This is a genomic window from Pseudomonas sp. (assembly GCF_030683065.1).
In the GTDB taxonomy this organism is placed as follows: domain Bacteria; phylum Pseudomonadota; class Gammaproteobacteria; order Pseudomonadales; family Pseudomonadaceae; genus Aquipseudomonas.
On sequence record NZ_JAUXMX010000030.1, the window covers coordinates 198240 to 221516 of the forward strand.

General features: G+C 58.7%; 27 protein-coding genes and 2 tRNA genes. 7 read left to right on the forward strand and 22 right to left on the reverse strand.

All coding sequences use genetic code 11. The annotated features are described in order from the left end of the window. The first annotated feature begins 15 nt into the window (after positions 1-15). The 4 genes from Q8K09_RS08830 (at position 16) to Q8K09_RS08845 (ending at position 1344) form a co-directional block, all read left to right on the forward strand. On the forward strand, positions 16-207 hold the full coding sequence (locus tag Q8K09_RS08830) for a YnbE family lipoprotein (protein ID WP_305254595.1): 192 nt from the start codon (positions 16-18) through the stop codon (positions 205-207). Between the two features lie 11 nt (positions 208-218). Continuing rightward, entirely contained in the window at positions 219-563 is a 345-nt protein-coding gene (locus Q8K09_RS08835) for a YdbL family protein (protein ID WP_305254596.1), read from the forward strand. 15 nt (positions 564-578) lie between these two features. Further along, complete coding sequence (locus Q8K09_RS08840) at positions 579-809, forward strand: hypothetical protein (RefSeq protein WP_305254597.1); 231 nt, start codon at positions 579-581, stop codon at positions 807-809. 379 nt (positions 810-1188) lie between these two features. Continuing rightward, entirely contained in the window at positions 1189-1344 is a 156-nt protein-coding gene (locus Q8K09_RS08845; RefSeq protein WP_305254598.1) for a hypothetical protein, read from the forward strand. 234 nt (positions 1345-1578) lie between these two features. Here Q8K09_RS08845 and Q8K09_RS08850 read toward each other — a convergent pair. The 4 genes from Q8K09_RS08850 to dapA all read right to left on the reverse strand — a co-directional run bounded on the left by Q8K09_RS08850 (position 1579) and on the right by dapA (position 4906). Beyond that, positions 1579-1668 (reverse strand) — tRNA-Ser (locus Q8K09_RS08850). 269 nt (positions 1669-1937) lie between these two features. Then, a complete protein-coding gene (locus Q8K09_RS08855; protein WP_305254599.1) occupies positions 1938-2807 on the reverse strand; it encodes a phosphoribosylaminoimidazolesuccinocarboxamide synthase in 870 nt (289 codons plus the stop codon). Between the two features lie 84 nt (positions 2808-2891). After that, positions 2892-4010, reverse strand: coding sequence for an outer membrane protein assembly factor BamC (gene bamC / locus Q8K09_RS08860; RefSeq protein ID WP_305254600.1), 1119 nt, complete (start codon positions 4008-4010; stop codon positions 2892-2894). Positions 4011-4027: 17 nt separating this feature from the next. Beyond that, complete coding sequence (gene dapA, locus Q8K09_RS08865) at positions 4028-4906, reverse strand: 4-hydroxy-tetrahydrodipicolinate synthase (RefSeq protein WP_305254601.1); 879 nt, start codon at positions 4904-4906, stop codon at positions 4028-4030. A gap of 443 nt (positions 4907-5349) precedes the next feature. On the opposite strand from dapA, the gene Q8K09_RS08870 reads away from it, so the two are divergent. Both Q8K09_RS08870 and Q8K09_RS08875 read left to right on the forward strand, forming a co-directional pair. Further along, positions 5350-5907, forward strand: coding sequence for a glycine cleavage system protein R (locus Q8K09_RS08870; RefSeq protein WP_305254602.1), 558 nt, complete (start codon positions 5350-5352; stop codon positions 5905-5907). Between the two features lie 11 nt (positions 5908-5918). Next, the gene (locus tag Q8K09_RS08875; protein ID WP_305254603.1) at positions 5919-6392 is read left to right on the forward strand and encodes a peroxiredoxin; all 474 of its coding nucleotides are present in this window, start codon (positions 5919-5921) and stop codon (positions 6390-6392) included. A 109-nt stretch (positions 6393-6501) separates the two neighbouring features. Here Q8K09_RS08875 and Q8K09_RS08880 read toward each other — a convergent pair whose 3' ends face one another. Then, positions 6502-7569, reverse strand: a complete 1068-nt coding sequence (locus tag Q8K09_RS08880; RefSeq protein ID WP_305254604.1) for an AI-2E family transporter — start codon at positions 7567-7569, stop codon at positions 6502-6504. A 40-nt stretch (positions 7570-7609) separates the two neighbouring features. Beyond that, the gene (locus Q8K09_RS08885; RefSeq protein ID WP_305254605.1) at positions 7610-7861 is read right to left on the reverse strand and encodes a sulfurtransferase TusA family protein; all 252 of its coding nucleotides are present in this window, start codon (positions 7859-7861) and stop codon (positions 7610-7612) included. 106 nt (positions 7862-7967) lie between these two features. Here Q8K09_RS08885 and Q8K09_RS08890 point away from each other — a divergent pair, with 106 nt between their 5' ends. Further along, positions 7968-9401, forward strand: a complete 1434-nt coding sequence (locus Q8K09_RS08890) for a M48 family metalloprotease (RefSeq protein ID WP_305254606.1) — start codon at positions 7968-7970, stop codon at positions 9399-9401. 114 nt (positions 9402-9515) lie between these two features. Here Q8K09_RS08890 and nadA read toward each other — a convergent pair whose 3' ends face one another. The 16 genes from nadA to aspS all read right to left on the reverse strand — a co-directional run bounded on the left by nadA (position 9516) and on the right by aspS (position 22968). After that, entirely contained in the window at positions 9516-10574 is a 1059-nt protein-coding gene (gene nadA / locus Q8K09_RS08895; protein WP_305254607.1) for a quinolinate synthase NadA, read from the reverse strand. Positions 10575-10757: 183 nt separating this feature from the next. Continuing rightward, positions 10758-10833 (reverse strand) — tRNA-Lys (locus Q8K09_RS08900). Between the two features lie 58 nt (positions 10834-10891). Continuing rightward, entirely contained in the window at positions 10892-11566 is a 675-nt protein-coding gene (queC, locus tag Q8K09_RS08905) for a 7-cyano-7-deazaguanine synthase QueC (protein WP_305254608.1), read from the reverse strand. Between the two features lies 1 nt (position 11567). Beyond that, positions 11568-12215 (reverse strand): 7-carboxy-7-deazaguanine synthase QueE, encoded by a 648-nt coding sequence (gene queE, locus Q8K09_RS08910; RefSeq protein WP_305254609.1) that lies wholly within the window; start codon positions 12213-12215, stop codon positions 11568-11570. Positions 12216-12432: 217 nt separating this feature from the next. Further along, positions 12433-13248: a tol-pal system protein YbgF gene (gene ybgF / locus Q8K09_RS08915; protein WP_305254610.1), complete on the reverse strand. Its 816-nt coding sequence runs from the start codon at positions 13246-13248 to the stop codon at positions 12433-12435. Positions 13249-13253: 5 nt separating this feature from the next. Further along, positions 13254-13751, reverse strand: a complete 498-nt coding sequence (gene pal, locus Q8K09_RS08920) for a peptidoglycan-associated lipoprotein Pal (protein ID WP_305254611.1) — start codon at positions 13749-13751, stop codon at positions 13254-13256. A 69-nt stretch (positions 13752-13820) separates the two neighbouring features. After that, positions 13821-15119, reverse strand: a complete 1299-nt coding sequence (gene tolB, locus Q8K09_RS08925; protein ID WP_305254612.1) for a Tol-Pal system beta propeller repeat protein TolB — start codon at positions 15117-15119, stop codon at positions 13821-13823. After that, a complete protein-coding gene (gene tolA, locus Q8K09_RS08930) occupies positions 15116-16129 on the reverse strand; it encodes a cell envelope integrity protein TolA (protein ID WP_305254613.1) in 1014 nt (337 codons plus the stop codon). The genes tolB and tolA overlap by 4 nt, the downstream gene beginning before the upstream one ends. Continuing rightward, positions 16129-16581, reverse strand: a complete 453-nt coding sequence (gene tolR / locus Q8K09_RS08935; RefSeq protein WP_305254614.1) for a protein TolR — start codon at positions 16579-16581, stop codon at positions 16129-16131. The genes tolA and tolR overlap by 1 nt, the downstream gene beginning before the upstream one ends. Before the next feature lie 194 nt (positions 16582-16775). Continuing rightward, complete coding sequence (gene tolQ / locus Q8K09_RS08940; RefSeq protein WP_305254615.1) at positions 16776-17471, reverse strand: protein TolQ; 696 nt, start codon at positions 17469-17471, stop codon at positions 16776-16778. A 2-nt stretch (positions 17472-17473) separates the two neighbouring features. Beyond that, complete coding sequence (gene ybgC, locus Q8K09_RS08945; protein WP_370869497.1) at positions 17474-17926, reverse strand: tol-pal system-associated acyl-CoA thioesterase; 453 nt, start codon at positions 17924-17926, stop codon at positions 17474-17476. 53 nt (positions 17927-17979) lie between these two features. Then, positions 17980-19017 carry a Holliday junction branch migration DNA helicase RuvB gene (ruvB, locus tag Q8K09_RS08950; protein WP_305254616.1) on the reverse strand — a complete coding sequence of 346 codons (1038 nt, stop codon included), beginning with the start codon at positions 19015-19017 and terminating at the stop codon, positions 17980-17982. A gap of 6 nt (positions 19018-19023) precedes the next feature. Continuing rightward, positions 19024-19629, reverse strand: a complete 606-nt coding sequence (gene ruvA, locus Q8K09_RS08955) for a Holliday junction branch migration protein RuvA (protein WP_305254617.1) — start codon at positions 19627-19629, stop codon at positions 19024-19026. A gap of 21 nt (positions 19630-19650) precedes the next feature. Next, the gene (gene ruvC, locus Q8K09_RS08960) at positions 19651-20175 is read right to left on the reverse strand and encodes a crossover junction endodeoxyribonuclease RuvC (protein ID WP_305254618.1); all 525 of its coding nucleotides are present in this window, start codon (positions 20173-20175) and stop codon (positions 19651-19653) included. 176 nt (positions 20176-20351) lie between these two features. Continuing rightward, on the reverse strand, positions 20352-21098 hold the full coding sequence (locus tag Q8K09_RS08965; RefSeq protein WP_305254619.1) for a YebC/PmpR family DNA-binding transcriptional regulator: 747 nt from the start codon (positions 21096-21098) through the stop codon (positions 20352-20354). Positions 21099-21192: 94 nt separating this feature from the next. Then, positions 21193-22968 (reverse strand): aspartate--tRNA ligase, encoded by a 1776-nt coding sequence (aspS, locus tag Q8K09_RS08970; RefSeq protein WP_305254620.1) that lies wholly within the window; start codon positions 22966-22968, stop codon positions 21193-21195. Between the last annotated feature and the right edge of the window lie 309 nt (positions 22969-23277).

Sequence of the window (23277 nt, forward strand, 5' to 3'; positions counted from 1 at the left end):
TCAAGGAGAAGCGCCATGCGCTTGCGTAGTTGTTTCGCCGCACTGCTGATCGGCCTGCTGAGCGCGGCCTGTACCCCAACGGTACAGCTGGCGATGCCAAACGAGCCGATCAATATCAACCTCAACGTGAAGATCGAGCACGAAATCTACATCAAGGTAGATAAGGCGCTGGACAGCATGTTCAGCGAGTCCAGCGGACTGTTCTAAGGAGCCACACCATGACAGTGTCAAAACGAATCGCTAGCCTGCTCCTGCTGCTCAGCCTGAGCCTGCCGGTGCTGGCCCTGAACCTCAACGAAGCCATGTCCGCACTCGGCGACGCCAAGGCCAGCGGCCAGCTCGGCGAAATGCCCAACGGCTACCTCGGCGCGGTCAAACCCGGCCCTGAGGTCGACGAAATCGCCCGCCTGATCAACCAGGCTCGCCGCGCCGAATACCAGAAGCTGGCGACCCAGAACGGCATCCAGGTCAGTGACGTCGAAGCCATCGCCGGCAAGAAAGCCATCGACAAGACCCCGCCCGGCCAGTACATCCAATTGCAAGGGCAGTGGCGGCGCAAATAAGCCGACCAGCCATCCATGGGCGCAACAAGAAAAAAACCCCTGAAGCCCGCGCTTCAGGGGTTTTTAATTCTGGCGGGATCTACGCTACCGTCGTCAGCGGCGCATGGCATCAAGCCCGGCGACGGGCGCTTCGTGGCCGACCATGAGACGGGCTCCGGCCAGGCACTCGATCCCATCTACGGCCAGTCGAAGCATGCCACTACGCAGGACCTGGCCAATGCCGATATCTGGAAGCGGCTTACATAAGCAGCTAATCGTGCAACGTCATGGCAGTCTCCACGCCAACGCACCAAACGACTCGATGATGCGACTTGCCCCGCCTCCCCCCCTATCAGGATACTGAGCACCGCGCTTGGCCACACGCGACTGAATGAATTGTCATGCGCGTTGTCTGAAATTGCCTATTACGCCTGAATCATTCCGCCAGCGCCCTTGCACCCGAATGCCCCTGGTGGTTTGCGGTGTATCCCTCATCAGAAATTCAGCCTTGATTAGGCTCGCTTTAGCGCGAGGCGTTCAGCTGCGGATGACAAATGCAGGCATGATACTGCTGAAAATCCTGGCGGCGGCTGTCATGGCGGCCACCTCTGCCCGCTCCGGGCATCGTATGAAAGGGAATTACTAAATGTTAGTACGCATCATGGCTGTTGTTCTTGCAGGTCTGCTGATTTCAGGCTGTAGCCTGCGCTTACCCGGCATCGGCGTCGATATTGGCGGCAACGGTGGCAGTGGCGGCCCACCTCATTGCCCGCCGGGCCAAGCGAAAAAGGGTAACTGCTGAGATTCGATTGAATCAATTACAGCACCCGCAGCACCAGGAAAACCGGCATTGGCCGGTTTTCCTGCTTCCGGGCTCCGCACACCGGCCTGCAATAGCTATGGACGCCGCCAAGGAGCGGCGCGCTTAGAGCAGGAACCAGGCCGCGCCGGCCAACCGACTGCAGCGGCGACTCAGCCGGGAGTAAACCCTGAAAAGCAAAAAACCCCTGAAGCTTGCACTTCAAGGGTTTCGATATGGCGGGAAGATAGGGATTTGAACCCTAGGTGCTATCGCTAACACAACGGATTTCGAATCCGTCCCGTTCGGCCACTCCGGCATCTTCCCGTGGCGGCGCGCATCATAGCAGTACAAGTACGTTTGGCGAAGCCTAATTTGTAGAATTTTTCGCGTGCTTTCAGATGCTTGCGTTGGTGGGCCGTGTCGGTGCGTGCTGCCGTGGCCTGGCAGGCTGCTCTGAAACGGCCTGCACGGATGAGGTAATCCCCGACGGCCATGCAGCCACAGCCGCGTTGCCGACCCTAGCTCACCATGGCGCAGCACCCACTAACCAGAAGAGGCGCCTAAGCGCCTCTTCTGTGCCGTACAGTCGTTGATCAAGCAGTCAGCTTGATCAGCGCCTCGCGGTATTTGTCGGCGGTCTTCTGCGCGACTTCGGCCGGCACGGCCGGGGCCGGTGGCTCCTTGTTCCAGCCAGTGGACTCCAGCCAATCGCGCACAAACTGCTTGTCAAAGCTCGGCGGGTTCTTGCCTTCGACGTAGCTGTCGGCGGGCCAGAAGCGGCTGGAGTCGGGGGTCAGCACTTCGTCCATCAGGGTCAGGGTGCCGTTTTCGTCCAGACCGAACTCGAACTTGGTGTCGGCAATGATGATGCCGCGGGTGGCGGCGTACTCGACGGCGGCGCTGTACAGGGCAATCGAGGTGTCACGAACTTGAGCGGCCAGTTCGGTGCCGATGATGGCAGCGCACTGCTCGAAGGAGATGTTCTCGTCGTGGTCGCCGACGGCGGCCTTGGTCGAGGGGGTGAAGATCGGTTGTGGCAGCTTGGAGGCTTCCTGCAAGCCGGCTGGCAGCTGGATACCGCAGACAGTTCCGCTGCGCTGGTATTCCTTCCAGCCGGAGCCAGCGATGTAACCGCGCACAATGGCTTCCACGGCAACCGGCTTGAGGCGCTTGGCGACCACTGCACGGCCTTCGACCAGCGGCAGTTCGGCAGCGGGTACAACGTCTTCAACCTTGTCGCCGGTAAAGTGGTTGGGCACCAGGCCGGCCAGCTTGTCGAACCAGAAGTTGGAAATCGCGGTGAGAATCTTACCCTTGTCCGGAATCGGTTCAGCGAGGATCACGTCGAAAGCCGAGAGACGGTCGGTGGCGACCATCAGCATGCGCTTGTCGTCGATTTCGTAGAGGTCGCGGACTTTGCCCGAGTAGATTTTCTTCAGGCTCAGGGTCGCAGGAGTGGTCATATCGAGGTTTCCGCCTTTAGCAAACAAAACAGGCGAAACCCACCGGGTTTCGCCTATTGGTATTACAGCTGTGCATACAGCCGGTTAGCCGAGATTTTCCTGGATCAGACCCAGGATACGGCGCGCCACATCGGCCGGGGCAATGGTATTCAGGTCTTTTTCCACAGTGACTTGAACACTCTCACCCACCGCAGTCAGGCGCACCTGGTAACGCTCGGCACGCGCATCGATTGCTTCCTTGTCTGGCGAACCACCAAACAGACTGGAGAAGAAGCCCGGTTTTTCATCCTTCTTCTGCGCACCCTCGGCAAGGTTGATGTAATACACACCAATACTGCGGTTGAGGTCGTCGATGCGTACATCAGCCATCTCCAGGGAACGGCCAACACCAGACCAGGCACGATCGAAATCAGCACCCAGGTTCAATAACGGGTTGCCATTACCGTCTTCCGACAGGCTGACACGGCTCGGCGCATCGAAGTCGCGGGCAGCCAGCAACGATACGGAACCGCCCTGCTCAACACTGCGCGCCAGGCTCACGAGCATTTCGTCGAGCAAAGCGGCTTCCAGGCTGGGATTGCCGCTGCCACTGGCGAAGGCCACATCGGCACTGCTGCCAGCTGGACGCTCGGCACTGAGTACGAAGACCTCCGTAGTGTTGCGCTGCACGCCTGGCTCGATCCGCACCCGCAGGCGGGTTTCGGCATCAGCAGCGACGCCCGATACGCGACTGCTCAGGTGTTGCGCCATGCTCGCGGAGAGCTGATCGAAACGCTGCCAGCTGGTGACGAACTCGCCAATCTGCGGACGCTCGGCAGCGATCCGGAAGCCGTTGTCTTCGAAAAACTGACGGGCAATCGGCCAGACTTCGGCCGGCACGCGCTGAGCAACCAACCAACGCGACTCACCGCTCTTCTGCAGACTGAACTCGCTGGCATCGGCACGCACGGCCAGCGCTTGCGGACGCGGGACTTCGTATTCACCTTCGACCGTGCTGCTGGCGACCTGTTGCGGCACCGGCAACAACGGGTCAAGGCGCTTGGCCATGACGTTCGCTGGCAATTGCATGGGTGTAGTTTGCCGTGCAGCGAGGTAATCACTGCCGCGATCACGGAAATAGCCATCTTCGCCATAAATCCAGCCGCAACCGCTAGTGCTGGAGATGATCAGAGCAAGTGCGGAGAGTCCGCCCAGTCGCTTCATGCGTAGTATTTCCTCAATTAAACCAATACGCCGGACTGGCGCAGGGCCTGACGCAGCGGTTCATGACAACGCGGGCTGAGCCAGGTCAGCGGCAAACGGATACCGTCCGGCATCATGCCCATTTCATGCAGGGCAAACTTGACCGGGATCGGGTTTGACTCGATAAACAGCGCCTTGTGCAGTGGCATCAGACGATCATTGATGGCACGTGCAGTGACGGCGTCACCCGCCATGGCGGCGGCGCACAGCTCGCTCATGGCGCGCGGGGCGACGTTGGCCGTCACCGAGATGTTGCCCTTGCCGCCAATCAGCATCAACTCGACGGCTGTGGCGTCATCGCCGGAATACACCAAAAAATCCTTGCTCACTCGATCCAGAACTTCCTGGCCACGCTGCAGGTCGCCGGTGGCTTCCTTGATGCCGATGATGTTGGCAATCGTCGACAGGCGCTCGACCGTTTCCGGCAGCATGTCGCAGACGGTACGGCCAGGTACGTTGTAGAGAATCTGCGGAATGGCCACCGACTCGGCGATGTGTCGGAAGTGCAGATAAAGACCTTCCTGAGTCGGTTTGTTGTAATACGGCGTGACCAGCAGACAGGCATCGGCGCCTACATCTTTGGCCGCGCGGGTCAATTCAACTGATTCACGCGTGGAATTACCGCCAGTGCCCGCGATCACCGGGATACGCCCAGCGACTTGCTTGACCACACGTCGGATTACTTCGATGTGTTCAGACACTTCCAACGTGGCCGACTCGCCGGTAGTACCGACCGCGACGATGGCGTTGGTGCCCTCTTGCAGGTGGAAATCCACCAGTTTGCTCAGGCTGTCCCAATCGAGACCACCCTGCGCATCCATGGGCGTGACCAGTGCCACCATACTGCCCGCAATCATGCAACCACTCCAGCCGGAAAAAGAGAGCCACAATGGTACTGGCGCCACCCACCTTGCACAAGCGAAGGAAAAGATCGATCGGCAAGCACGGCAGCTGTGCGGGTAACCCGGCATTCCTTTTAGTAGAAGCTGGAACAGCTCGATGACTGCCACGAAAGCACCGCAAGGTGAGCGAAACAAGCTGCCTGGCGTGCAAGCGATGGCGAATGAGTCAAGCGAGCCCGCCAAACAACCGCAATTTTGTCACGCCTCGTTCGGCCTGCAGCTGTTACTCCGCAGCGTCGCACAACTCAGCTGCAGCCGCCCGACGGCGGTCGCAAGAGACGGCGATTTCTCGCACTCATCGAGTGACTAGCATTCCCCTGAGCTGCGCTTTTCGCTACCCTTCAGACTTTGCTCGGTACCCATTGTGGGCCGAGCGTTCATCGCTTTAGGAATGCTGCATGTCCACCCCCCCAGTTCGCGAACAATTCCTCGTCATCAGCGCACTCGGCCCCAACGCCATGGAGCTGACCAATGTGCTGTGCCGTACCAGCAATGAAAATCGCTGCGCAGTCATCAGTACCCGCCTGAGCCGTCATGGTGAGACCAGCGCTCTGGTGCTGCAGATCTCCGGTAGCTGGGACGCTCTGGCGCGCCTTGAGTCGAGCCTACCGGCCCTGGCCAAAAAGCACAGTTTTACCGTCAATGTGACGCGCAGTGCCGCGGCGGAAAATCGCCCTCAGGCCCTGCCGTATGTAGCCTATGTCAGCTCGGCCTACCGGCCGGACATCCTCAACGAGCTGTGCCAGTTCTTCATCGACCACAACGTCGAACTGGAAAGCCTGACCTGCGATACCTACCTGGCCCCGCAGACTGGCGGCACCATGCTCAATGCGACCCTGACTGTGACGCTGCCGGCAGGCACCCAGATCAGCTGGCTGCGCGACCAGTTCCTCGACTTCTCCGACGCCTTGAATCTAGACGCCCTGATCGAACCCTGGCGCCCACAAAACCCATAAGGAATTACCCCATGGCCGTAGCACTCGACACCCCGGTTGCAGATTTCCAGGCGCCGGGCACCAGCGGCCAACAGGTTCAGCTGTCGGCGCTGCAAGGTCAGCACGTAGTGATCTATTTCTACCCGAAAGACAGCACGCCTGGCTGCACCACCGAAGGCCAGGGCTTCCGTGATCAATACCCGGCTTTTCAGGCCGCCAACACCCTGGTGTTCGGCGTATCGCGGGACAGCCTCAAGTCCCACGAAAACTTCAAGTGCAAGCAGGCGTTCCCCTTCGAGCTGATCTCGGACAAGGATGAGGCACTCTGCCAGCTGTTCGACGTGATCAAGCTGAAGAAGCTCTACGGCAAGGAATACCTGGGCGTCGACCGCAGCACCTTCCTGATCGATAAGCACGGTGTGCTGCGCCAGGAGTGGCGCGGGGTGAAAGTGCCGGGCCATGTAGATGCAGTGCTCGCCGCAGCCCGGGACCTGAATAAGGCCTGACGCTGTACCAATACAAAAGGCCGCTTGCCGGGGATTCCCGCAAGCGGCCTTTTTGTTTGAGTCTGACTCAGCTAGCGACCAGCGGCGGCCATCAATCAGGCGCCTGCCCTCACTCGCCCGGCAACGCCAACTCCTTGCGCGGCCAGGCATTGAGCACAGCCTTGAACAGGGTTGCCAAGGGAATGGCGAAGAACACCCCCCAGAAGCCCCACAAGCCGCCGAACAACAACACTGCACAGATTATCGCCACAGGATGCAGGTTGACTGCCTCGGAGAACAGCAGCGGCACCAGCACGTTGCCGTCCAGCGCCTGGATCACGCCATAAACCACCATCAGGTAGAGAAACTGATCACCGTAGCCCCACTGGAACAAGCCGATCAGCGCCACCGGCACCGTCACCACCACCGCGCCGATATAGGGCACCACCACCGACAAGCCCACCAGCAGCGCGAGCAAGGCCGCATAATTGAGCCCCAGCACGGCGAAGGCGATGTAGGTGACCACACCTACGATAAGAATCTCGATAAATTTACCGCGGATATAGTTGGCGATCTGCTGGTTCATTTCCAGGGCCACCTGAGTAATCAGGGTGCGCTCGCGCGGGAGGTAGCCGCGAAACCATTCACCGATAACCTCACGATCCTTGAGGAAGAAAAACACCAGGATCGGCACCAGCACCAGGTAGATCATGATGCTAACCAGCAGCGGCAGGCTAGACAGTGAGAAAGACAACGCCCACTGGCCGAACTTGCCAGCCTCGCCACTGATCGCTTCGGTCAGCTGCAACACCTGGGCATCACTGATAAGCTTCGGGTAGCGCTCCGGCAGCAATAGAAACAGCGACTGCCACTCACCAAGCATGCGCGGCAGTTCATTGAACAGAGTACTCAACTGGCGCCAGAGCAACGGCATCAAGACCAGCAAAAACAAACCGAACGCGCTCATGAACAACAGGAACACCAGCGACACCGCGACTATCGCTGGCAGGCGCAAACGTTCCAGCGCGCTGACCAGCCCCTGCATGAGGAACGCCAGCACCAACCCGGTCAGCACCGGTGCCAACATGCCTCCCAGGGTCAGAACAGCGGCAAAGCCGAGTACTAACAGCACCGCCAAGACCACCGCCTGCTCGTCGGAAAAGTAGCGGTGCATCCAGTTGCGCAACACCTTAATCATCAATAGTCCTTAGATCGAAACAGCCCACGCAGGACGCGTATCAGGCCTTACGCAACCAATAGCGGTAGACACCCGCCTCTTCCTCTTCACGCAACACACTATGCCCAGCGAGCCTGGCGAAGGCGCGAAAATCACGTTGCGAGCCGGCATCTGTGGCAATGACTTTGAGCACCGCACCGCTTGCCATGCGATTCAACGCCAGCTTGGCCTTGAGCAACGGCAGCGGACAACTCAAGCCACACGCATCCAGCTCGGCCTCGCAGGCACCATCCCACTCCTCAACATCGTTCATTCGAACCCTCCTAAACAGCGCTAAGGATACCCAAGACCGTGCAACCCTGGCCAGGTGAACGCTTGCCCGGCTACAGTAGCGACTTTGTTCGCCAAGAGCTCTGTGCATGAATGTCCTGCGCCCCATCCTGTTGACGCTCGCCTGCCTGGCCGCCCAGCCCGGCCTGGCCAGCGACCTACCGTCACTCGGCGACTCCAGTTCTTCGATTGTCTCGCCACAGCAAGAACACCAGCTCGGACGCGCCTGGCTGAGTCTGTTGCGCGGCCAGATTCGCCAACTGTCAGACCCCCAGCTCAAGGATTTCGTCGAGAGCAGCGTGTATCGACTGGGCGAAACCAGCGAACTGCAAGACCGGCGTCTGGAATTCGTCCTGCTCGACAGCCCACAAATCAACGCCTTTGCCGCGCCCGGCGGGATCATTGGGGTCAACGGCGGCCTGTTTCTCTATGCCCAGACCGAGGCCGAATACGCCTCGGTAATGGCCCACGAACTTGCTCACTTGTCACAACGCCACTTTGCCCGCGGCCTGGAAGCCCAGCAGCGCATGCAACTGCCGCTGATGGCCGCCATGCTCGCCGGCATCGTGGCGGCGGCGGCCGGCGCGGGCGACGCCGGGATCGCGGCTATTGCCTCGGCCCAGGCGGCAGCCATCCAGGAACAACGGCGCTTCTCCCGGCAGAACGAGCAGGAGGCGGATCGCATCGGCCTGGTCAATCTGGAGAAGGCCGGCTACGACCCGCGCGCCATGCCGAGCATGTTCGAACGTCTGATGCGCCAGTATCGCTACGACCGCAAGCCGCCGGAGTTCCTGCTGACCCACCCGGTGTCCGAGTCACGGATCGCCGACACCCGTAACCGCGCCGAACAAGCAACGGCTGGCGGAGTGATCGACAGCGTGCGCTATCAACTGATGCGCGCCCGCGTGCAACTGATCTACGAAGACACACCCGGTCTTGCTGCCAAGCGTTTTCGCGCCATGCTCGACGAGAAGCCCGAGCTGGAAGCTGCTCGTTATGGCCTGGCCCTGGCGCAAATCAAGAGCGGCCAGCACCAAAAGGCTCGCGAAAGCCTACTACCGCTGCTGCAGTCGGCACCTAACGACATGACTTACAACCTGGCCCAGATCGAGCTGGATATGGCGTCCAGCCGCCTAAAGGAAGCCCAGAGCCGCATGGCAAGCCTTTTACGTGACTACCCGAACAACTACCCGCTGAATCAGGCCCACATCGACCTACTGATGAAACAGGGCCGCACCCAGGATGCCGAGAATGCCCTCGATGCACTGCTGAAGAAACGAACCAACGATCCGGATATCTGGTATCAAGTCGCCGAAGTGCGTGGCCTCAGCGGCAACACCATCGGCCTGCACCAGGCGCGCGCGGAGTACTTCGCCCTGGTCGGCGACTACACCCAGGCCATCGAGCAGCTCGATTTCGCCAAACGCCGCTCGACCAACAACTTCCAACTCGCCTCACGCATTGACGCACGACAACGGCAGCTGCTTGAAGACCAGCGCATCATCGAGCAAATGTTGCGATAAGCTTGCCCAAATCGAGTGGCGCAGCCTTCAGAGAGCGCATCTCCGGCCTAGCTCAGTAGCCTGAGCCAGGCCGTGTAGACGCCCATCATCGCCGGAGGCAGACAGCATGCCCGCCTACGCGTTGCCAGACAACTTGAGGCGCGCCGCCTGAGTAAAGTCGAGCATGCGCTTGAGCGGCTTGATTGCCTTGGGAATCAACGCTGCATCCACGAGAATCTCGTTACTGCCCTCACGCAGGCACTCCAGCGTGCGCTGCAGGGTATTCATGGCCATCCACGGACAATGTGCGCAACTGCGGCAAGCAGCGCCGTTACCTGCGGTAGGGGCCTCGATAAACTCTTTGTCCGGACACAACTGCTGCATCTTGTAGAAGATGCCCCGATCGGTGGCGACGATAAACGTCTTGTTTGGCAGACGCTGGGCAGCGGCAATCAGCTGGCTGGTAGAGCCCACCGCATCGGCCAGATCGATCACTGCCGTTGGCGACTCAGGGTGTACCAGGACGGCTGCATCCGGGTACAGCGCCTTCATGTCCTCCAACTGCTTGGCCTTGAACTCTTCGTGGACGATGCAAGCGCCGTCCCACAGCAGCATATCGGCACCGGTCTTGTTCTGGATGTAACGCCCCAGATGCTGATCCGGCGCCCAGATAATGCTCTCGCCGTTGTCCATCAGATGCTCGACGATTTCCACCGCGCAACTGGAGGTCACCACCCAGTCGGCCCGCGCCTTCACCGCCGCCGAAGTATTGGCATACACCACCACGGTGCGCTGCGGATGCTCATCACAGAACGCCGAGAACTCCGCCACCGGGCAACCCAGATCAAGCGAGCAGGTCGCTTCCAGCGTCGGCATCAACACGCGCTTTTCCGGATTGAGAATCTTCGCCGTCTCGCCCATGAACTTGACGCCAGCCACCAGCACGGTTTGCGCTGGGTGCTGATTGCCGAAACGCGCCATCTCCAGCGAGTCGGAAACACAACCGCCGGTCTCTTCGGCAAGAGCCTGCAGCACAGGATCGCAGTAATAATGCGCCACCAGCACGGCATTCTGCTTTTTCAACTCGGCGGCAATCTCGGCGCGGTAGAACGACTCTTGCTCAGGCGTTAGCGGCTTTGACTGCTTGGCATCGAGATGGGCCTGCACCAGCAGGCGTTCGGAAATCTGCGTCATGTCATCAGGCCCTGTGGAGGTCTATCAGCGCGGAACTCGAGTATATACCCGCCAGTCTGGCGAGAAAGCAGGCGAGCAATAACCACGCAACGGTGGTGAGGAGAAAAGCTACACATACAAAAAAGCCTGAAGGCTCCTTTATCGGAACCTTCAGGCTTTCTCGACCTTCCGTAGAAGGAAATATGGTGGGTCGTGTGGGATTCGAACCTACGACCAATTGGTTAAAAGCCAACTGCTCTACCAACTGAGCTAACGACCCGACGCAAGGCGCATCATACTGATTTAATTCAGAAATTCAACACTTCACGAGAACTTTTTTAGAAATAACGGGTGGGATCATCCACACCGGCCACTGAAAAGCCCACCGCACGCAGGCGACAGCTGTCGCATTTACCGCATGCACGCCCCTGCTCATCGGCCTGGTAACAAGAGACCGTCAGCGCATAATCGACACCAAGACGCATACCGACCTGAACGATTTCAGCTTTGCTCATATTCTGTAACGGCGCCTGAATGCGAAAGCCCTGCCCTTCTACACCGGCCTTGGTGGCCAGGTTAGCCATCCGCTCGAAGGCCTCGATAAACTCCGGCCGGCAATCTGGATAACCAGAGTAATCCACTGCATTGACGCCGATAAAAATATCCCGCGCGCCCAATACCTCGGCCCAGCCCAGCGCCAGGGAAAGAAACACGGTATTGCGCGCTGGCACATAAGTAACCGGAATCCCTTCGCTCGGGCTTTCCGGCACATCGATGCTGGCGTCGGTCAACGCCGAGCCACCCATGCCATTGAGGTTCAGGCCAATCACCTTATGCTCGACCACACCCAATTGCCGGGCCACCTGCTCGGCCGCATACAGTTCCGAGCAGTGACGCTGCCCGTAATCGAAGCTCATGGTGTAACAGCTGTAGCCATCGGCCTTGGCCAATGCCACTACAGTGGCCGAGTCCAGACCTCCAGACAGCAGGATTACCGCTTTTTTAGTGCTCATATCAGTGTCCCGGCTCATCATTCCAGAGAATCTTGTGCAGTTGCATCTGCAGACGGACTGGCAGGTTGTCGGCAATGATCCACTCGGCCAGCGTACGCGCTTGCAGCTCGTGATGACTGGGCGACATCAGCACCTCGCCGGCGCGCTGATCCAGCTGATACTGGATCAGCTTGGTCACCGCCCAGTCGTAATCTTCACGCGAGCAAATCACGAACTTGACCTGATCGTTGGCTGTCAGCAGCTCGATATTTTCGTAGCGGTTACGCGCCACCTCGGCCGAGCCGGGAGTCTTCAGGTCTAGCACCTTGCTGACCCGCGGATCGACCGCCGACACATCCAGCGCACCACTGGTCTCAAGGGACACCTCGTAACCGGCATCGCACAGGCGCTTGAGCAGAGGAATGCAATTGGGCTGGGCCAGCGGCTCGCCGCCAGTCACACAGATATAGCGCGGCTTGTAGCCGGCAACCTGTTCGACAATGGCATCCAGTGACTGGATTTCGCCGCCACTGAAGGCATAGGCGGTGTCGCAGTACTGGCAACGCAGGGGGCAGCCGGTCAGGCGAACGAACACAGTCGGCAAGCCGGCGGTGCGCGTTTCGCCCTGCAGCGAGTAGAAAATCTCGGTAATGCGCAGGGTATCTTGCATATCAGCCACGGGCGTGACGGCTACACAGGCCATCCGCCTCCGTTGCGGGAAAAGGGCGCGAATTGTATACGAAAAAATTTCCGGGAGAAATTTTTAACGTCGCGCAGCGACGGCCCAAAGGGTGGCCGCCAGGGATGGCTGGCCTATAAAAAACCCGCGGCAGGCGCGGGTTTATCACTGCAAGTAGCAAGCAGTACTTTGAGATTTTTAGCTGATTTTAGGGTATCCGCTGCAAATCCCGCTGCGCCAACTGAGCGGCAGAGCTACCGGGATAGGTTGCGATGACCTGCTGCAAGATACCTTTAGCCTTGTCTGCATTGCCCAGGCGCATTTCAACATCAGCGAGTTTGAACAGCGAGTCTGGCACCTTGGAATGCTGCGGGTAGGTCTGACTGACCCTTGCAAAGGCTTGACCAGCCCCTTGCAGATCGCCTTTGGCAAGATTCACTTCACCCAGCCAATACTGGGCATTACCGGCATATTGGCTGTTCGGGTATTTGCGCACAAAGGCAGTAAACGCCTGACTGGCCTTGTCAAAATCTTTGACTTTAATCAGATCGAAGGCAGCGTCGTAAAACAGCTTTTCCTTCTCGGGGTCAGCCGGCGCACTGCTGGCTGGCGATTGCGCCTGCCCAGCAACGCTGGACGGCGTGCCACTGGTGCCTGCAGCACCACTGGCGGAGGAATTATTGGTGGTTGCAGCACCTGCTGCTCCACTGCTCAGACGCCGATCAAGATCTTGGTAGCGCTCCAGGCCCTCTTGCTTCAAACGCTGAATTTCATTCTGTTGTTCTTCGAGCAGACCGCGCAGTTGCGCGATTTCTTGCTGCATCTGTTGCAGCTGGGTAAACACCATGCCTTGCGCCGAGGTCGGGGCTTCAGCCCCTCCCCCGACGTAGGCGCCGGACGTGCCATAACCAGAAGGCGGATAACTGCCATAGCCAGCATTGTTATCCACCACAGGAACCTCCGCCCAGACCGCGAACGGCAGGCAGAAGGTCAAAACAGTTAAAGCACGACGGCAAGTATGCATGGCTATTACTTACGCAGTTCTACGCGACGGTTCTGAGCCCAGGATTGCTCGTCGTTGCCAGTAGCAATCGCACGCTCTTCACCATAGGAAACCAGTTCCAGCTGAGCTGGGGAAACGCCCTGCAGCACCAGATAGCGTTGAACGGCTTTCGAGCGACGCTCGCCCAGAGCCATGTTGTATTCACGAGTACCGCGCTCGTCAGCGTGGCCTTCCAGAACGACGCGAGCGCCATTGCCTTTCAGGTCTTTCGCATGAACGTCGAGTGCGCGCATGGCTTCGGCTTTCAGGTCGGAGCTGTCGTATTCGAAGTAGAAAGTGGTGATAGCGCGCAGAGCAGCTTCTTCGCTCAGGCTGCCATCTACGGAACCAGTATCAGCACCGTAACCAGCGTTTGGATCGATAGCGCCTTCACCAGCAGCGTCGCCGCCTTTGGACGAACAACCAACAACAACGGCCAGAGCCAGACCCAGTGCAGCAATTTTGCCAAACTTCAGCATTTCCATCGTGTAACTCCTAATGAACCCCAGTGTGTTAAGCAGTGTTTCCAAACAGTAAAACGGTGTAGCGCCGCATCAGTTCAGGTAAGGGGACCAGGAAGGCTCTCGAACTTCGCCTTGGGCGGTAGGAAGAGGGAGCCGCACGCGCCCATTAATGGACGCCAACATCAAGACTCCCCGACCTTGCTGGCGGGTCGCGTAGATTAGCATGGTGCCGTTAGGCGCAACAGTAGGCGACTCATCCAAACTTGTATCTGAAAGGACGCGCAAACTACCGCGCTGCAGGTCCTGAGCGGCCACTTTGAACACGGTGTAACCGTCCTGACGATGGATCATCACCAGGGTCTTTTCATCCGCAGAAAGCTTCGGATTAGCATTGTAGTTACCGATAAAAGTAACTCGCTCTGCCGCACCGCTATTTATATTAGTCTTATAAATCTGAGGCTTACCGGATCGATCCGAGGTGAAGTAGATGGTATTGCCATCCTTGCCCCAGAACGGCTCGGTGTCGATCGAACCCTGATTGGTCACCCGACGCAGCTGCCGCGTGGCCATGTCCATCACATAAATCTCAGGATTGCCGTCCTTGGACAGGACGAACGCCAGGCGATTACCATCCGGCGACCAGGCGGGTGCGCCATTGAGGCCGTCAAAATTAGTGACCTGCTCACGTCGACCAGTATCGATATGCTGGACGAAGATACGCGGACGCTTCTGCTCGAAGGACACATAGGCGATACGACGGCCGTCCGGGGCAAACGATGGCGACAGAATCGGCTCGCGTGATTGCAGCAACGTCACCGCACGAGCGCCGTCATAATCGGATCGCTGCAAGGTGTAGCGCGTGTTGTTGACCGAGAAGCGCTCGGCGGTGACATACAGCATGCGCGTCGAGAATGCACCTTTGACCCCGGTAAGCTTCTCGAACGACAGATCAGCAATATGATGCGCCATGTCACGCAGTTGGTCGGTACCACCGCCCACATTACCGGTCAGCACCTGCTGCTCGGTAGCCACGTTGAACAGGGCAAACTGCACCTGCAAACGACCACCGCTAGGCACCATATTGCCTACCAGCACATATTGTGCGCCCAGGGCTTTCCAGTCGCGGTAAATGATTTCACTGGCCTGACTCGGCAAGCTGATCATGTTTTGCGCTGGAATCGGCTCGAACACGCCAGAGTTGCGCAGGTCATCGCCAATAATCTTGGCCATGTCTTCCGGCAGCACTGTGCCGCCCTGCCAGCCAAATGGCACAACCGCGATAGGTGTCGCGCGGTCAGTACCACTACTGATCACCAAGGGGTCAGCCGCCTGCACGGAGCCGACCAACATGGCCAGGCCCAGCAGAACGATACGCATCAGGGTATTCACAGACCTAAATCCTCCGGTTTGAACACGGCACGTCGCTGCCGGTAAAGTCGATCGAACGTGGCGCGATCCAATTGTTGCATCTCAGCGATGCGACCAACGTTACGCACCGCTTGTATTGCGGAACTGTCGAATGGCGAATCGCCACTGGAGCGAGTGACACTGGCGTTGATGATGGTGCCATCGGGCAGCATCTCGATTAGCACTTCTACACTCATCCCGTTACGCGCTGATGGCGGCCTGCGCCATTGCTCGCTGACTAACCGGACAATCAAATCATCGAGACTACCGGCAACCTGATCACCCACCTCATCGGCCAACGCTTGCTGGCGACCGACATCCTCGGAGAGCAACTCGGCCAATGCGGCAGCCTTCTTATCCTCTGTCGCCTTGCGCTGCGACGCCTCGGCTGCTTTTTTCTTGGCATCGTCAGCGGCTTTCTTCTTTGCAGCTTGCGCGGCGTCAGCTTTCTTCGCCTCTTCGGCTGCTTTCTTCTTGGCGTCTTCGGCTGCTTTTTTCTTGACCTCTTCGGCCGTTTTCTTCTTCGCTGCCTCATCTGCCGCTTTTTTCTTGGCGATGTCGGCTAATTTCTTTTGCTCGGCAGTTTTCTTTTCTGCATCGGCTTTCTTGGCCGCATCGGCCTTGGCTGCATCGGCTTTTTTAGCCGCATCGGCTTTTCGAGCCTCTTCGGCCTTCTTTTGTTCCACCGCCTTTGCTGCAACAGCCTGTTTCTCTTGCTCGGCTTTTTTCTGCTCGAGTTGCTCGGTCTCATAAATTGGCGCGGTGGTCTTCTTGGTCTCACCGGCAATTTTCTGATTGGTTTGGGTAGTTGCCTGGCTCTGCGACTTCAATTGATACAAGGTCGCTTGAACGATTGGCCGGGCCGGCGGCAGGTCCGGGGCGAAAGCAAAACTGACGAACAGCATGGCAAACATCAGGACATGCAGCGTCACAGCCCAGACAACAGGCCAAAACAGGCTTTCCGAAGGTGAAGGCTCGCGTTGCTGCTGCATCAGGGGGCCTCGGTAATCAGTCCGACGTTACCCACGTCAGCCTGCTGCAAACCACCCATAGCAGCCATTACGGTACCGTAATCGACTGTTTTATCGCCGCGCACGAACACCTGTACCTGCTTACCCTGAGCACGACTCTGATTGATGATCGCGGTTACTGCCCTGGTCATTTCTTCCAGGGTCATGGCTTGATCCTGCACGGTATCGACATCGACTTCCGTACCCATGTTCCAGAAGTAAGTCTTGTCGGCCTTGATCGAGATTGTCAGTACCTGGGCGTTATTGTCCTGCGGTAAGACCTCACTGCTGACTTGCGGCAGATCAACCTTGACCCCCTGATTGAGCATTGGCGCGGTCACCATGAAGATCACCAGCAGTACCAACATCACATCGATGTACGGCACCACGTTCATCTCGGCAACCGGCTTGCGTTTGTTGCGAATTCTAGCCATGGCTTGAAAAACCTATCCTGTGAAGAGCCTAAGGCTCAGCAGGCTGTTGAAAAACTACCTGCGCTGGCAATACTGCGTTAAAAACAGACTCGGAGTGCTCATTTACAGCAGTAAAGTCGAGTGCGACCCCAGTCGCTTCCTCGCCTGTTTTTGCCTTGTCTTGCCTGCCTCGCCTACGTTTTTTCAACGGCCTGTTAGTCGTCCGAGGTATGCACTTTACGGTGCAAGATCGCCTGGAATTCATCGGCGAAGGTGTAATAACGACCGATCAGCATTTCGCCGCGCGCAGCAAAGCGGTTGTAAGCAATTACCGCTGGAATCGCAGCGAACAGGCCGATGGCGGTGGCGATCAGTGCTTCGGCAATACCCGGCGCCACGGTGGCCAGGGTCGCTTGCTGCACCTGGGCCAGGCCGCGGAAGGAGTTCATGATCCCCCACACGGTGCCGAACAAACCGATATACGGGCTGGTGGAGCCCACGGTTGCGAGGAACGGCAGGCTTTGTTCGAGCTTCTCTTCTTCGCGCGCAATAGCCACACGCATGCCGCGCGCCACCCCGTCCATCACCGCATCTGGGTCGACGCCCGGCTGCTGACGCAGACGAGAGAACTCCTTGAAACCGGCACGAAAGATCTGCTCCAACCCCGAGTCAGGGTCAGGGTTACTGCCCGCCTGACGATACAATTTGGACAAGTCGATACCGGACCAAAAGCGCTCCTCGAAGCTGTCCAGGGCGCGCTTGGCTGCGCGCAACAGCGTGCTACGCTGAAAAATCATGACCCATGAGGTGACCGAAGCGGCCACCAGTATCAGCATCACCAACTGTACTACCAGGCTGGCATTGCTGATCAAACTCCACATCGACATATGGTCAACGGCGTTGGCTTCCACGCTTACTCTCCTGCTTTGGATGTACCCGTGCAGCTCAGGCCGGCAAACGCCGTACGCAGAGCTTCGGGAATAGCCCGGGGTTTCAAATTATCGGCGCGCACACAGGCCACCAGGAACTGCCCTTCACAGAGCAGCGCATCATCCGTAGCCCGCCTGACCTGCTGACGAAAACGCAGGCTGGCACGGTTTAATTCCATTACTTGCGCACTTACCAGTAGCTCATCATCCAGCCGCGCTGGCGCGTGATAGCGCGCCTCACTGGAATGCACGACAAACAACAGGCCCTCACCCGCCAACGTCGACTGGGCAAAGCCCAAGTCGCGCAGTCGCTCGGTGCGAGCCCGCTCCATGAATTTGAGGTAATTGACGTAGTAGACGATGCCGCCTGCATCAGTGTCTTCGTAATAAACACGACAACGATGGGCGAAAGACTGAACTCCGTTTTGCGCGTGCATACTTTAGTGCTAGCTCCTGAACTTGCCAATCACTGGCAGCAAGTATTTTTTGCTTAGTCGCCATCGACGGACGACAAGTCGCCCATACGTTTTGGCATATTCAAACCAAAATGCAGGTAGGCATGCCGAGTCACTACGCGCCCGCGCGGGGTACGCATAATGTAACCCTGCTGAATCAGATAGGGTTCCAGTACGTCTTCGATAGTGTGGCGCTCCTCGCTGATCGCTGCAGCCAGGCTATCGACCCCCACGGGGCCACCATCGAACTTCTCGATCATGGTCAGCAGCAGCCGGCGATCCTGATGATCGAAACCACGCTCGTCGACATCCAGCAAATTCAGCGCTGCATCGGCGATTTGCCGGGTGATATCACCCTGCCCGCGCACTTGGGCAAAATCCCGCACACGGCGCAACAGACGGTTGGCAATCCGCGGCGTACCGCGGGCACGCCGGGCAATCTCGAAAGCCCCCTGAGCCTCGATCGGTAAACCGAGAATGCCCGCCGACCGCGTAACAATCGTGGTCAGGTCCTCGGTATTGTAAAACTCCAGGCGCTGGACGATACCAAAACGATCACGCAGCGGATTGGTCAGCATGCCAGCACGGGTGGTGGCGCCAACCAGGGTAAATGCCGGCAGGTCGAGCTTGATCGAGCGCGCGGCAGGGCCTTCACCGATCATGATATCCAGTTGAAAGTCTTCCATCGCCGGATACAGCACCTCTTCGACGATCGGAGACAGGCGATGGATCTCATCGATGAACAGCACGTCACCCGGCTCAAGATTGGTCAGCAGCGCAGCCAAATCGCCCGGCCGCTCCAGCACGGGCCCGGAAGTGCTCTTGATCGACACGCCCATTTCCTGGGCGATGATATTGGCCAGGGTGGTCTTGCCGAGGCCCGGCGGCCCGAAGATCAGGGTGTGATCAAGGGCTTCACTGCGGCCCCTGGCGGCCTGGATAAACAGCTCCATCTGCTCGCGCACGCTCGGTTGACCGATGTAGTCGGCCAGGCTCAACGGACGAATGGCGCGGTCCACCTGCTCATCGCGGTCGCGCGTAGTGGCGGTAATCAGGCGGTCTGCTTCTAACATCTGGAGTTACACCATTCCCTTCAGGGCACGACGGATCATGTCTTCACTGCTCAACCCGTCTTCTTTGATCGCTGAGACGGCGCGACTGGCTTCTTGCGGTTTGTAACCGAGGGAAATAAGCGCACTGACTGCATCATTCTCCGCATGTGGGACTGCGCCAGCGGCGCGAGGTTCAACCACCAGGGTCGCCATACCCGGCACGGCCTCCCAGGCCTTGAAGCGATCTTTCAATTCAACCAGCAGGCGTTCGGCGGTCTTCTTGCCGACCCCAGGGATTTTCACCAGCACCGAGGTGTCCTGCGCTTGAACGCAGCGCACCAACTCATCGACCTCCAGCCCTGACATCAAGGCCAGCGCCAGCTTGGGGCCGACGCCGTTGAGCCGGATCAGTTCGCGAAACAGCTGGCGCTCACGCTTCTCGAAAAAACCGTACAGCAGGTGTGCATCCTCACGCACCACCAGATGGGTGTGCAAGGTCAACGGCTCACCGACTGCCGGCAAACGGTACAAGGTTGTCATGGGCACTTCCAGCTCATAGCCCAGACCATTCACATCCAGAATCAAATGTGGCGGTTGCTTCTCCGCCAGGGTGCCGCATAAACGTCCAATCACCGCTGCTTTCCTTGAGTAACCCTATAAACGAAGACGACCACCGCGCCGCTTGGCAGCGACCAGGCCATGTGGGATCAGGCTTTGTCGATGGTGGGCATGACACAACGCGATCGCCAAGGCATCCGACGCATCAATCTGCGGTTTCTGTATCAGCTTGAGCAAATGCATAACCATCATCTGCACCTGCTCTTTATCGGCACCGCCGGTACCGGCAATCGCCTGCTTGACCTGGGTTGCGGTGTACTCGGAGATATCCAGCCCCGCCTCGATGCCCGCCACAATCGCCACGCCACGCGCCTGACCAAGTTTGAGTGCCGAGTCCGGGTTACGTGCCATGAACACCTGTTCGATACCCATGGTTACCGGCCCGTAGGTCTCAATGACCTCGCGCACGCCGCGAAAGACAATTTGCAAGCGCTCCGGCATCGACCCGCTGCCGGTACGAATGCAGCCCGAAGCGACATATTCACAACTGCGCCCGGTATCACGCACCACACCGTAACCGGTGATACGCGAACCGGGGTCGATACCGAGAATCAACGTCATGCCCTACCATCCACCCAAGTTGTCGATCAATGCCGGCAACAACACTGTTTATCTATCCAGTTGGCGAGTATAGGGCCGGCCTTCGCTGACGTCACCCACATAGCAGTCATAAAAAAACCGGAAGCACCTGGGTAACAGCCTCCCAGCAACTTCCGGCCCTTTCGATGAACAGCCAATCAACCAAGCTGCTCCATGATCTCGTCGGATATCTCGGCGTTGTGGTAAACATTCTGCACGTCGTCGAGGTCCTCCAGCATGTCGATCAACTTGATCACCTTCTGTGCGGTTTCCAGGTCCGTGACCGGCGCACTGACCGATGGAATCATCGCCACTTCGGCCTCATCGCCTTTGAACCCGGCATTGCCCAGCGCTTCATTGACCGCATGGAAGTCGGCGAACGCGGTATACACCTCGACCGAACCGTCCTCGGCGCTGACAATATCGTCGGCACCGGCTTCCAGTGCCGCTTCCATCAAGGCATCTTCATCGACGCCTGGGGCGTAACTGATCTGCCCTTTGCGCTCGAACATATAGGCCACCGAACCATCGGTGCCCAGGTTGCCGCCACACTTGGTAAAGGCATGACGCACTTCGGCTGCGGTACGGTTGCGGTTGTCGGTCATCGCTTCGACGAAAATCGCCACACCACTGACGGCATAACCTTCGTAACTCAACTCGGCCATGTTGTCGGCGTCGTCCGAGCCGACGCCGCGGGCAATCGCCCGGTCGATGGTGTCACGGGTCATGTTGGCGGTCAGCGCCTTCTCCACGGCCAGGCGCAGACGCGGATTGTCTGCCGGCAGACCGCCGCCTTTGGCAGCGACCGTCAGCTCACGAATGAGCTTGGTGAAAATCTTGCCGCGCTTGGCGTCTTGACGTCCTTTGCGGTGTTTGATGTTGGCCCATTTGGAATGACCAGCCATAACTCACTCCGTCTTCAGTTCAATTCAGGTCCCATTACATAGCACCCATAACGAAGAAGCCTGGAAAACCCAGGCTCCTTGTCGTCGGCAAAGCTTATTCGGCTTTGGGCTGCTCGCGCAGGCGAATGTGCAATTCGCGCAACGACTTGGCATCCACCACACCCGGCGCCTGAGTCATGACGCAGGCCGCGCTCTGGGTTTTCGGGAAGGCGATCACTTCGCGGATCGACTGCGCGCCGGTCATCAGCATCACCAGGCGGTCGAGACCGAAGGCCAGTCCGCCGTGCGGTGGCGCGCCGAACTTCAGGGCGTCGAGGAGGAAGCCGAACTTCTCCTGCTGCTCGTCTTCACTGATGCCAAGCACACGGAACACGGTCTGCTGCATGGACTTGTCATGGATACGGATCGAACCGCCACCCAGTTCAGTGCCGTTCAGCACCATGTCGTAGGCCCGCGACAGCGCGGCCGCCGGATTGGCTTCCAGCTCTGCCGGGCTGCAGCTTGGCGCGGTAAACGGGTGGTGCATGGCAGTCAGGCTGCCGTCGTCGCTCTCTTCGAACATCGGGAAGTCGACGACCCACAGCGGCGCCCACTCGCAGGTCAGCAGGTTAAGGTCGTGACCCAGTTTGATACGCAGCGCGCCCAAGGCCTCGCTGACGATCTTGGCCTTGTCGGCGCCGAAGAACACGAGGTCGCCATCGACCGCACCGACGCGATCGAGGATCACATTGATGTTGTCCAGCGGGATGTTCTTGACGATCGGCGACTGCAAACCTTCAACGCCATTGCCGCGCTCGTTGACCTTGATATAGGCCAGGCCACGGGCGCCGTAGATGCCGACGAACTTGGTGTAGTCATCGATCTGCTTGCGCGGCATGCTCGCCCCGCCCGGTACACGCAGCGCGGTCACGCGACACTTGGGGTCGTTGGCAGGGCCGGCGAACACCTTGAAGTCGACGTCCTTGAGCTGATCCTCGACATCCACCAGCTCGAGCGGGTTGCGCAAATCCGGCTTGTCCGAACCGAAACGACGCATGGCTTCGGCCAGGGTCATGTGCGGCAACTCGCCGAACTCGACGTCCAGAACTTCCTTGAACAGCTGACGGATCATCTTTTCAGTGATGCCCATGATGTCGGCTTCGTCGAGAAAGCTGGTCTCGATGTCGATCTGGGTGAATTCCGGCTGGCGGTCGGCACGCAGGTCTTCGTCACGGAAGCATTTGGCGATCTGGTAGTAGCGGTCGAAACCCGCGACCATCAGCAACTGCTTAAACAGCTGCGGCGACTGCGGCAGGGCAAAGAAACTGCCAGCATGGGTGCGGCTCGGCACCAGGTAATCACGCGCGCCTTCCGGAGTGGCACGGGTGAGAATCGGCGTTTCCACGTCGAGGAAGCCGTTGTCATCCAGGTAGCGGCGGATGCTGCTGGTGATGCTCGAACGCAGCTTCAACTTGGCTGCCATTTCAGGGCGGCGCAGGTCGATAAAGCGATAGCGCAGACGAGTTTCTTCGCCGACATCGGAGTATTCGTTGAGCGGGAACGGCGGGGTCTCCGCCTCGTTGAGCACTTCCAGCTCATAGCCGAGCACTTCAATGGCGCCGGAGGCCATATTGGCGTTGCCGGCACCGGCTGGACGCAGGCGCACCTTGCCAGTGATTTTCACCACATACTCGCTGCGCACTTTATCGGCGACAGCAAACGTCTCGGCACGATCAGGATCGAATACCACCTGGGCCAGACCTTCGCGGTCACGAATGTCGAGGAAAATCACCCCGCCATGGTCACGACGGCGATGTACCCAACCGCAAAGGGTGACTTCCTGGCCGTCCAGGCTCTCGTTCAGTTGGCCGCAATAATGGCTGCGCATCATGGTGGTAATCGCTTCTCTTGAGTCTTGAATTCGTTGGGCCGCATGGAGCGCGGCGCTTGTCCGGGGCCATACCTGTCGGCAGGTTCACGCGGTATTTTTTTTGCAATTGCAACATTCGACGGGGCTGGCAACCAACGGCGCGCTTGCGCCAAACAGCCCCAGACCCGCTCGCAGCAGTAAAGCGCAAGATTATATATGGTTAAGCCGTTACTTGCAGCCGCCGCCCCAGGCGCCGTTGCTCAGCCACCCTAACAGACATATGCCTTGAGCAAGCGCCATGCACACGAAGCCCCAGAGGATATGCATGAG

What these genes read in the sequence shown, in the direction of transcription:
- ruvB (WP_305254616.1), bottom strand. Translation starts at nt 19,017, where the DNA reads ATGTTAGAAGCAGACCGCCTGATTACCGCCACTACGCGCGACCGCGAT.
- Q8K09_RS08885 (WP_305254605.1), bottom strand. Translation starts at nt 7,861, where the DNA reads ATGAACGATGTTGAGGAGTGGGATGGTGCCTGCGAGGCCGAGCTGGAT.
- aspS (WP_305254620.1), bottom strand. Translation starts at nt 22,968, where the DNA reads ATGATGCGCAGCCATTATTGCGGCCAACTGAACGAGAGCCTGGACGGC.
- Q8K09_RS08880 (WP_305254604.1), bottom strand. Translation starts at nt 7,569, where the DNA reads ATGATTAAGGTGTTGCGCAACTGGATGCACCGCTACTTTTCCGACGAG.
- Q8K09_RS08875 (WP_305254603.1), top strand. Translation starts at nt 5,919, where the DNA reads ATGGCCGTAGCACTCGACACCCCGGTTGCAGATTTCCAGGCGCCGGGC.
- ybgC (WP_370869497.1), bottom strand. Translation starts at nt 17,926, where the DNA reads ATGCACGCGCAAAACGGAGTTCAGTCTTTCGCCCATCGTTGTCGTGTT.
- Q8K09_RS08870 (WP_305254602.1), top strand. Translation starts at nt 5,350, where the DNA reads ATGTCCACCCCCCCAGTTCGCGAACAATTCCTCGTCATCAGCGCACTC.
- dapA (WP_305254601.1), bottom strand. Translation starts at nt 4,906, where the DNA reads ATGATTGCGGGCAGTATGGTGGCACTGGTCACGCCCATGGATGCGCAG.
- queC (WP_305254608.1), bottom strand. Translation starts at nt 11,566, where the DNA reads ATGAGCACTAAAAAAGCGGTAATCCTGCTGTCTGGAGGTCTGGACTCG.
- ybgF (WP_305254610.1), bottom strand. Translation starts at nt 13,248, where the DNA reads ATGCATACTTGCCGTCGTGCTTTAACTGTTTTGACCTTCTGCCTGCCG.
- pal (WP_305254611.1), bottom strand. Translation starts at nt 13,751, where the DNA reads ATGGAAATGCTGAAGTTTGGCAAAATTGCTGCACTGGGTCTGGCTCTG.
- nadA (WP_305254607.1), bottom strand. Translation starts at nt 10,574, where the DNA reads ATGACGCAGATTTCCGAACGCCTGCTGGTGCAGGCCCATCTCGATGCC.
- Q8K09_RS08835 (WP_305254596.1), top strand. Translation starts at nt 219, where the DNA reads ATGACAGTGTCAAAACGAATCGCTAGCCTGCTCCTGCTGCTCAGCCTG.
- bamC (WP_305254600.1), bottom strand. Translation starts at nt 4,010, where the DNA reads ATGAAGCGACTGGGCGGACTCTCCGCACTTGCTCTGATCATCTCCAGC.
- Q8K09_RS08855 (WP_305254599.1), bottom strand. Translation starts at nt 2,807, where the DNA reads ATGACCACTCCTGCGACCCTGAGCCTGAAGAAAATCTACTCGGGCAAA.
- tolR (WP_305254614.1), bottom strand. Translation starts at nt 16,581, where the DNA reads ATGGCTAGAATTCGCAACAAACGCAAGCCGGTTGCCGAGATGAACGTG.
- tolA (WP_305254613.1), bottom strand. Translation starts at nt 16,129, where the DNA reads ATGCAGCAGCAACGCGAGCCTTCACCTTCGGAAAGCCTGTTTTGGCCT.
- Q8K09_RS08830 (WP_305254595.1), top strand. Translation starts at nt 16, where the DNA reads ATGCGCTTGCGTAGTTGTTTCGCCGCACTGCTGATCGGCCTGCTGAGC.
- Q8K09_RS08965 (WP_305254619.1), bottom strand. Translation starts at nt 21,098, where the DNA reads ATGGCTGGTCATTCCAAATGGGCCAACATCAAACACCGCAAAGGACGT.
- Q8K09_RS08845 (WP_305254598.1), top strand. Translation starts at nt 1,189, where the DNA reads ATGTTAGTACGCATCATGGCTGTTGTTCTTGCAGGTCTGCTGATTTCA.
- Q8K09_RS08840 (WP_305254597.1), top strand. Translation starts at nt 579, where the DNA reads ATGGGCGCAACAAGAAAAAAACCCCTGAAGCCCGCGCTTCAGGGGTTT.
- queE (WP_305254609.1), bottom strand. Translation starts at nt 12,215, where the DNA reads ATGCAAGATACCCTGCGCATTACCGAGATTTTCTACTCGCTGCAGGGC.
- Q8K09_RS08890 (WP_305254606.1), top strand. Translation starts at nt 7,968, where the DNA reads ATGAATGTCCTGCGCCCCATCCTGTTGACGCTCGCCTGCCTGGCCGCC.
- ruvC (WP_305254618.1), bottom strand. Translation starts at nt 20,175, where the DNA reads ATGACGTTGATTCTCGGTATCGACCCCGGTTCGCGTATCACCGGTTAC.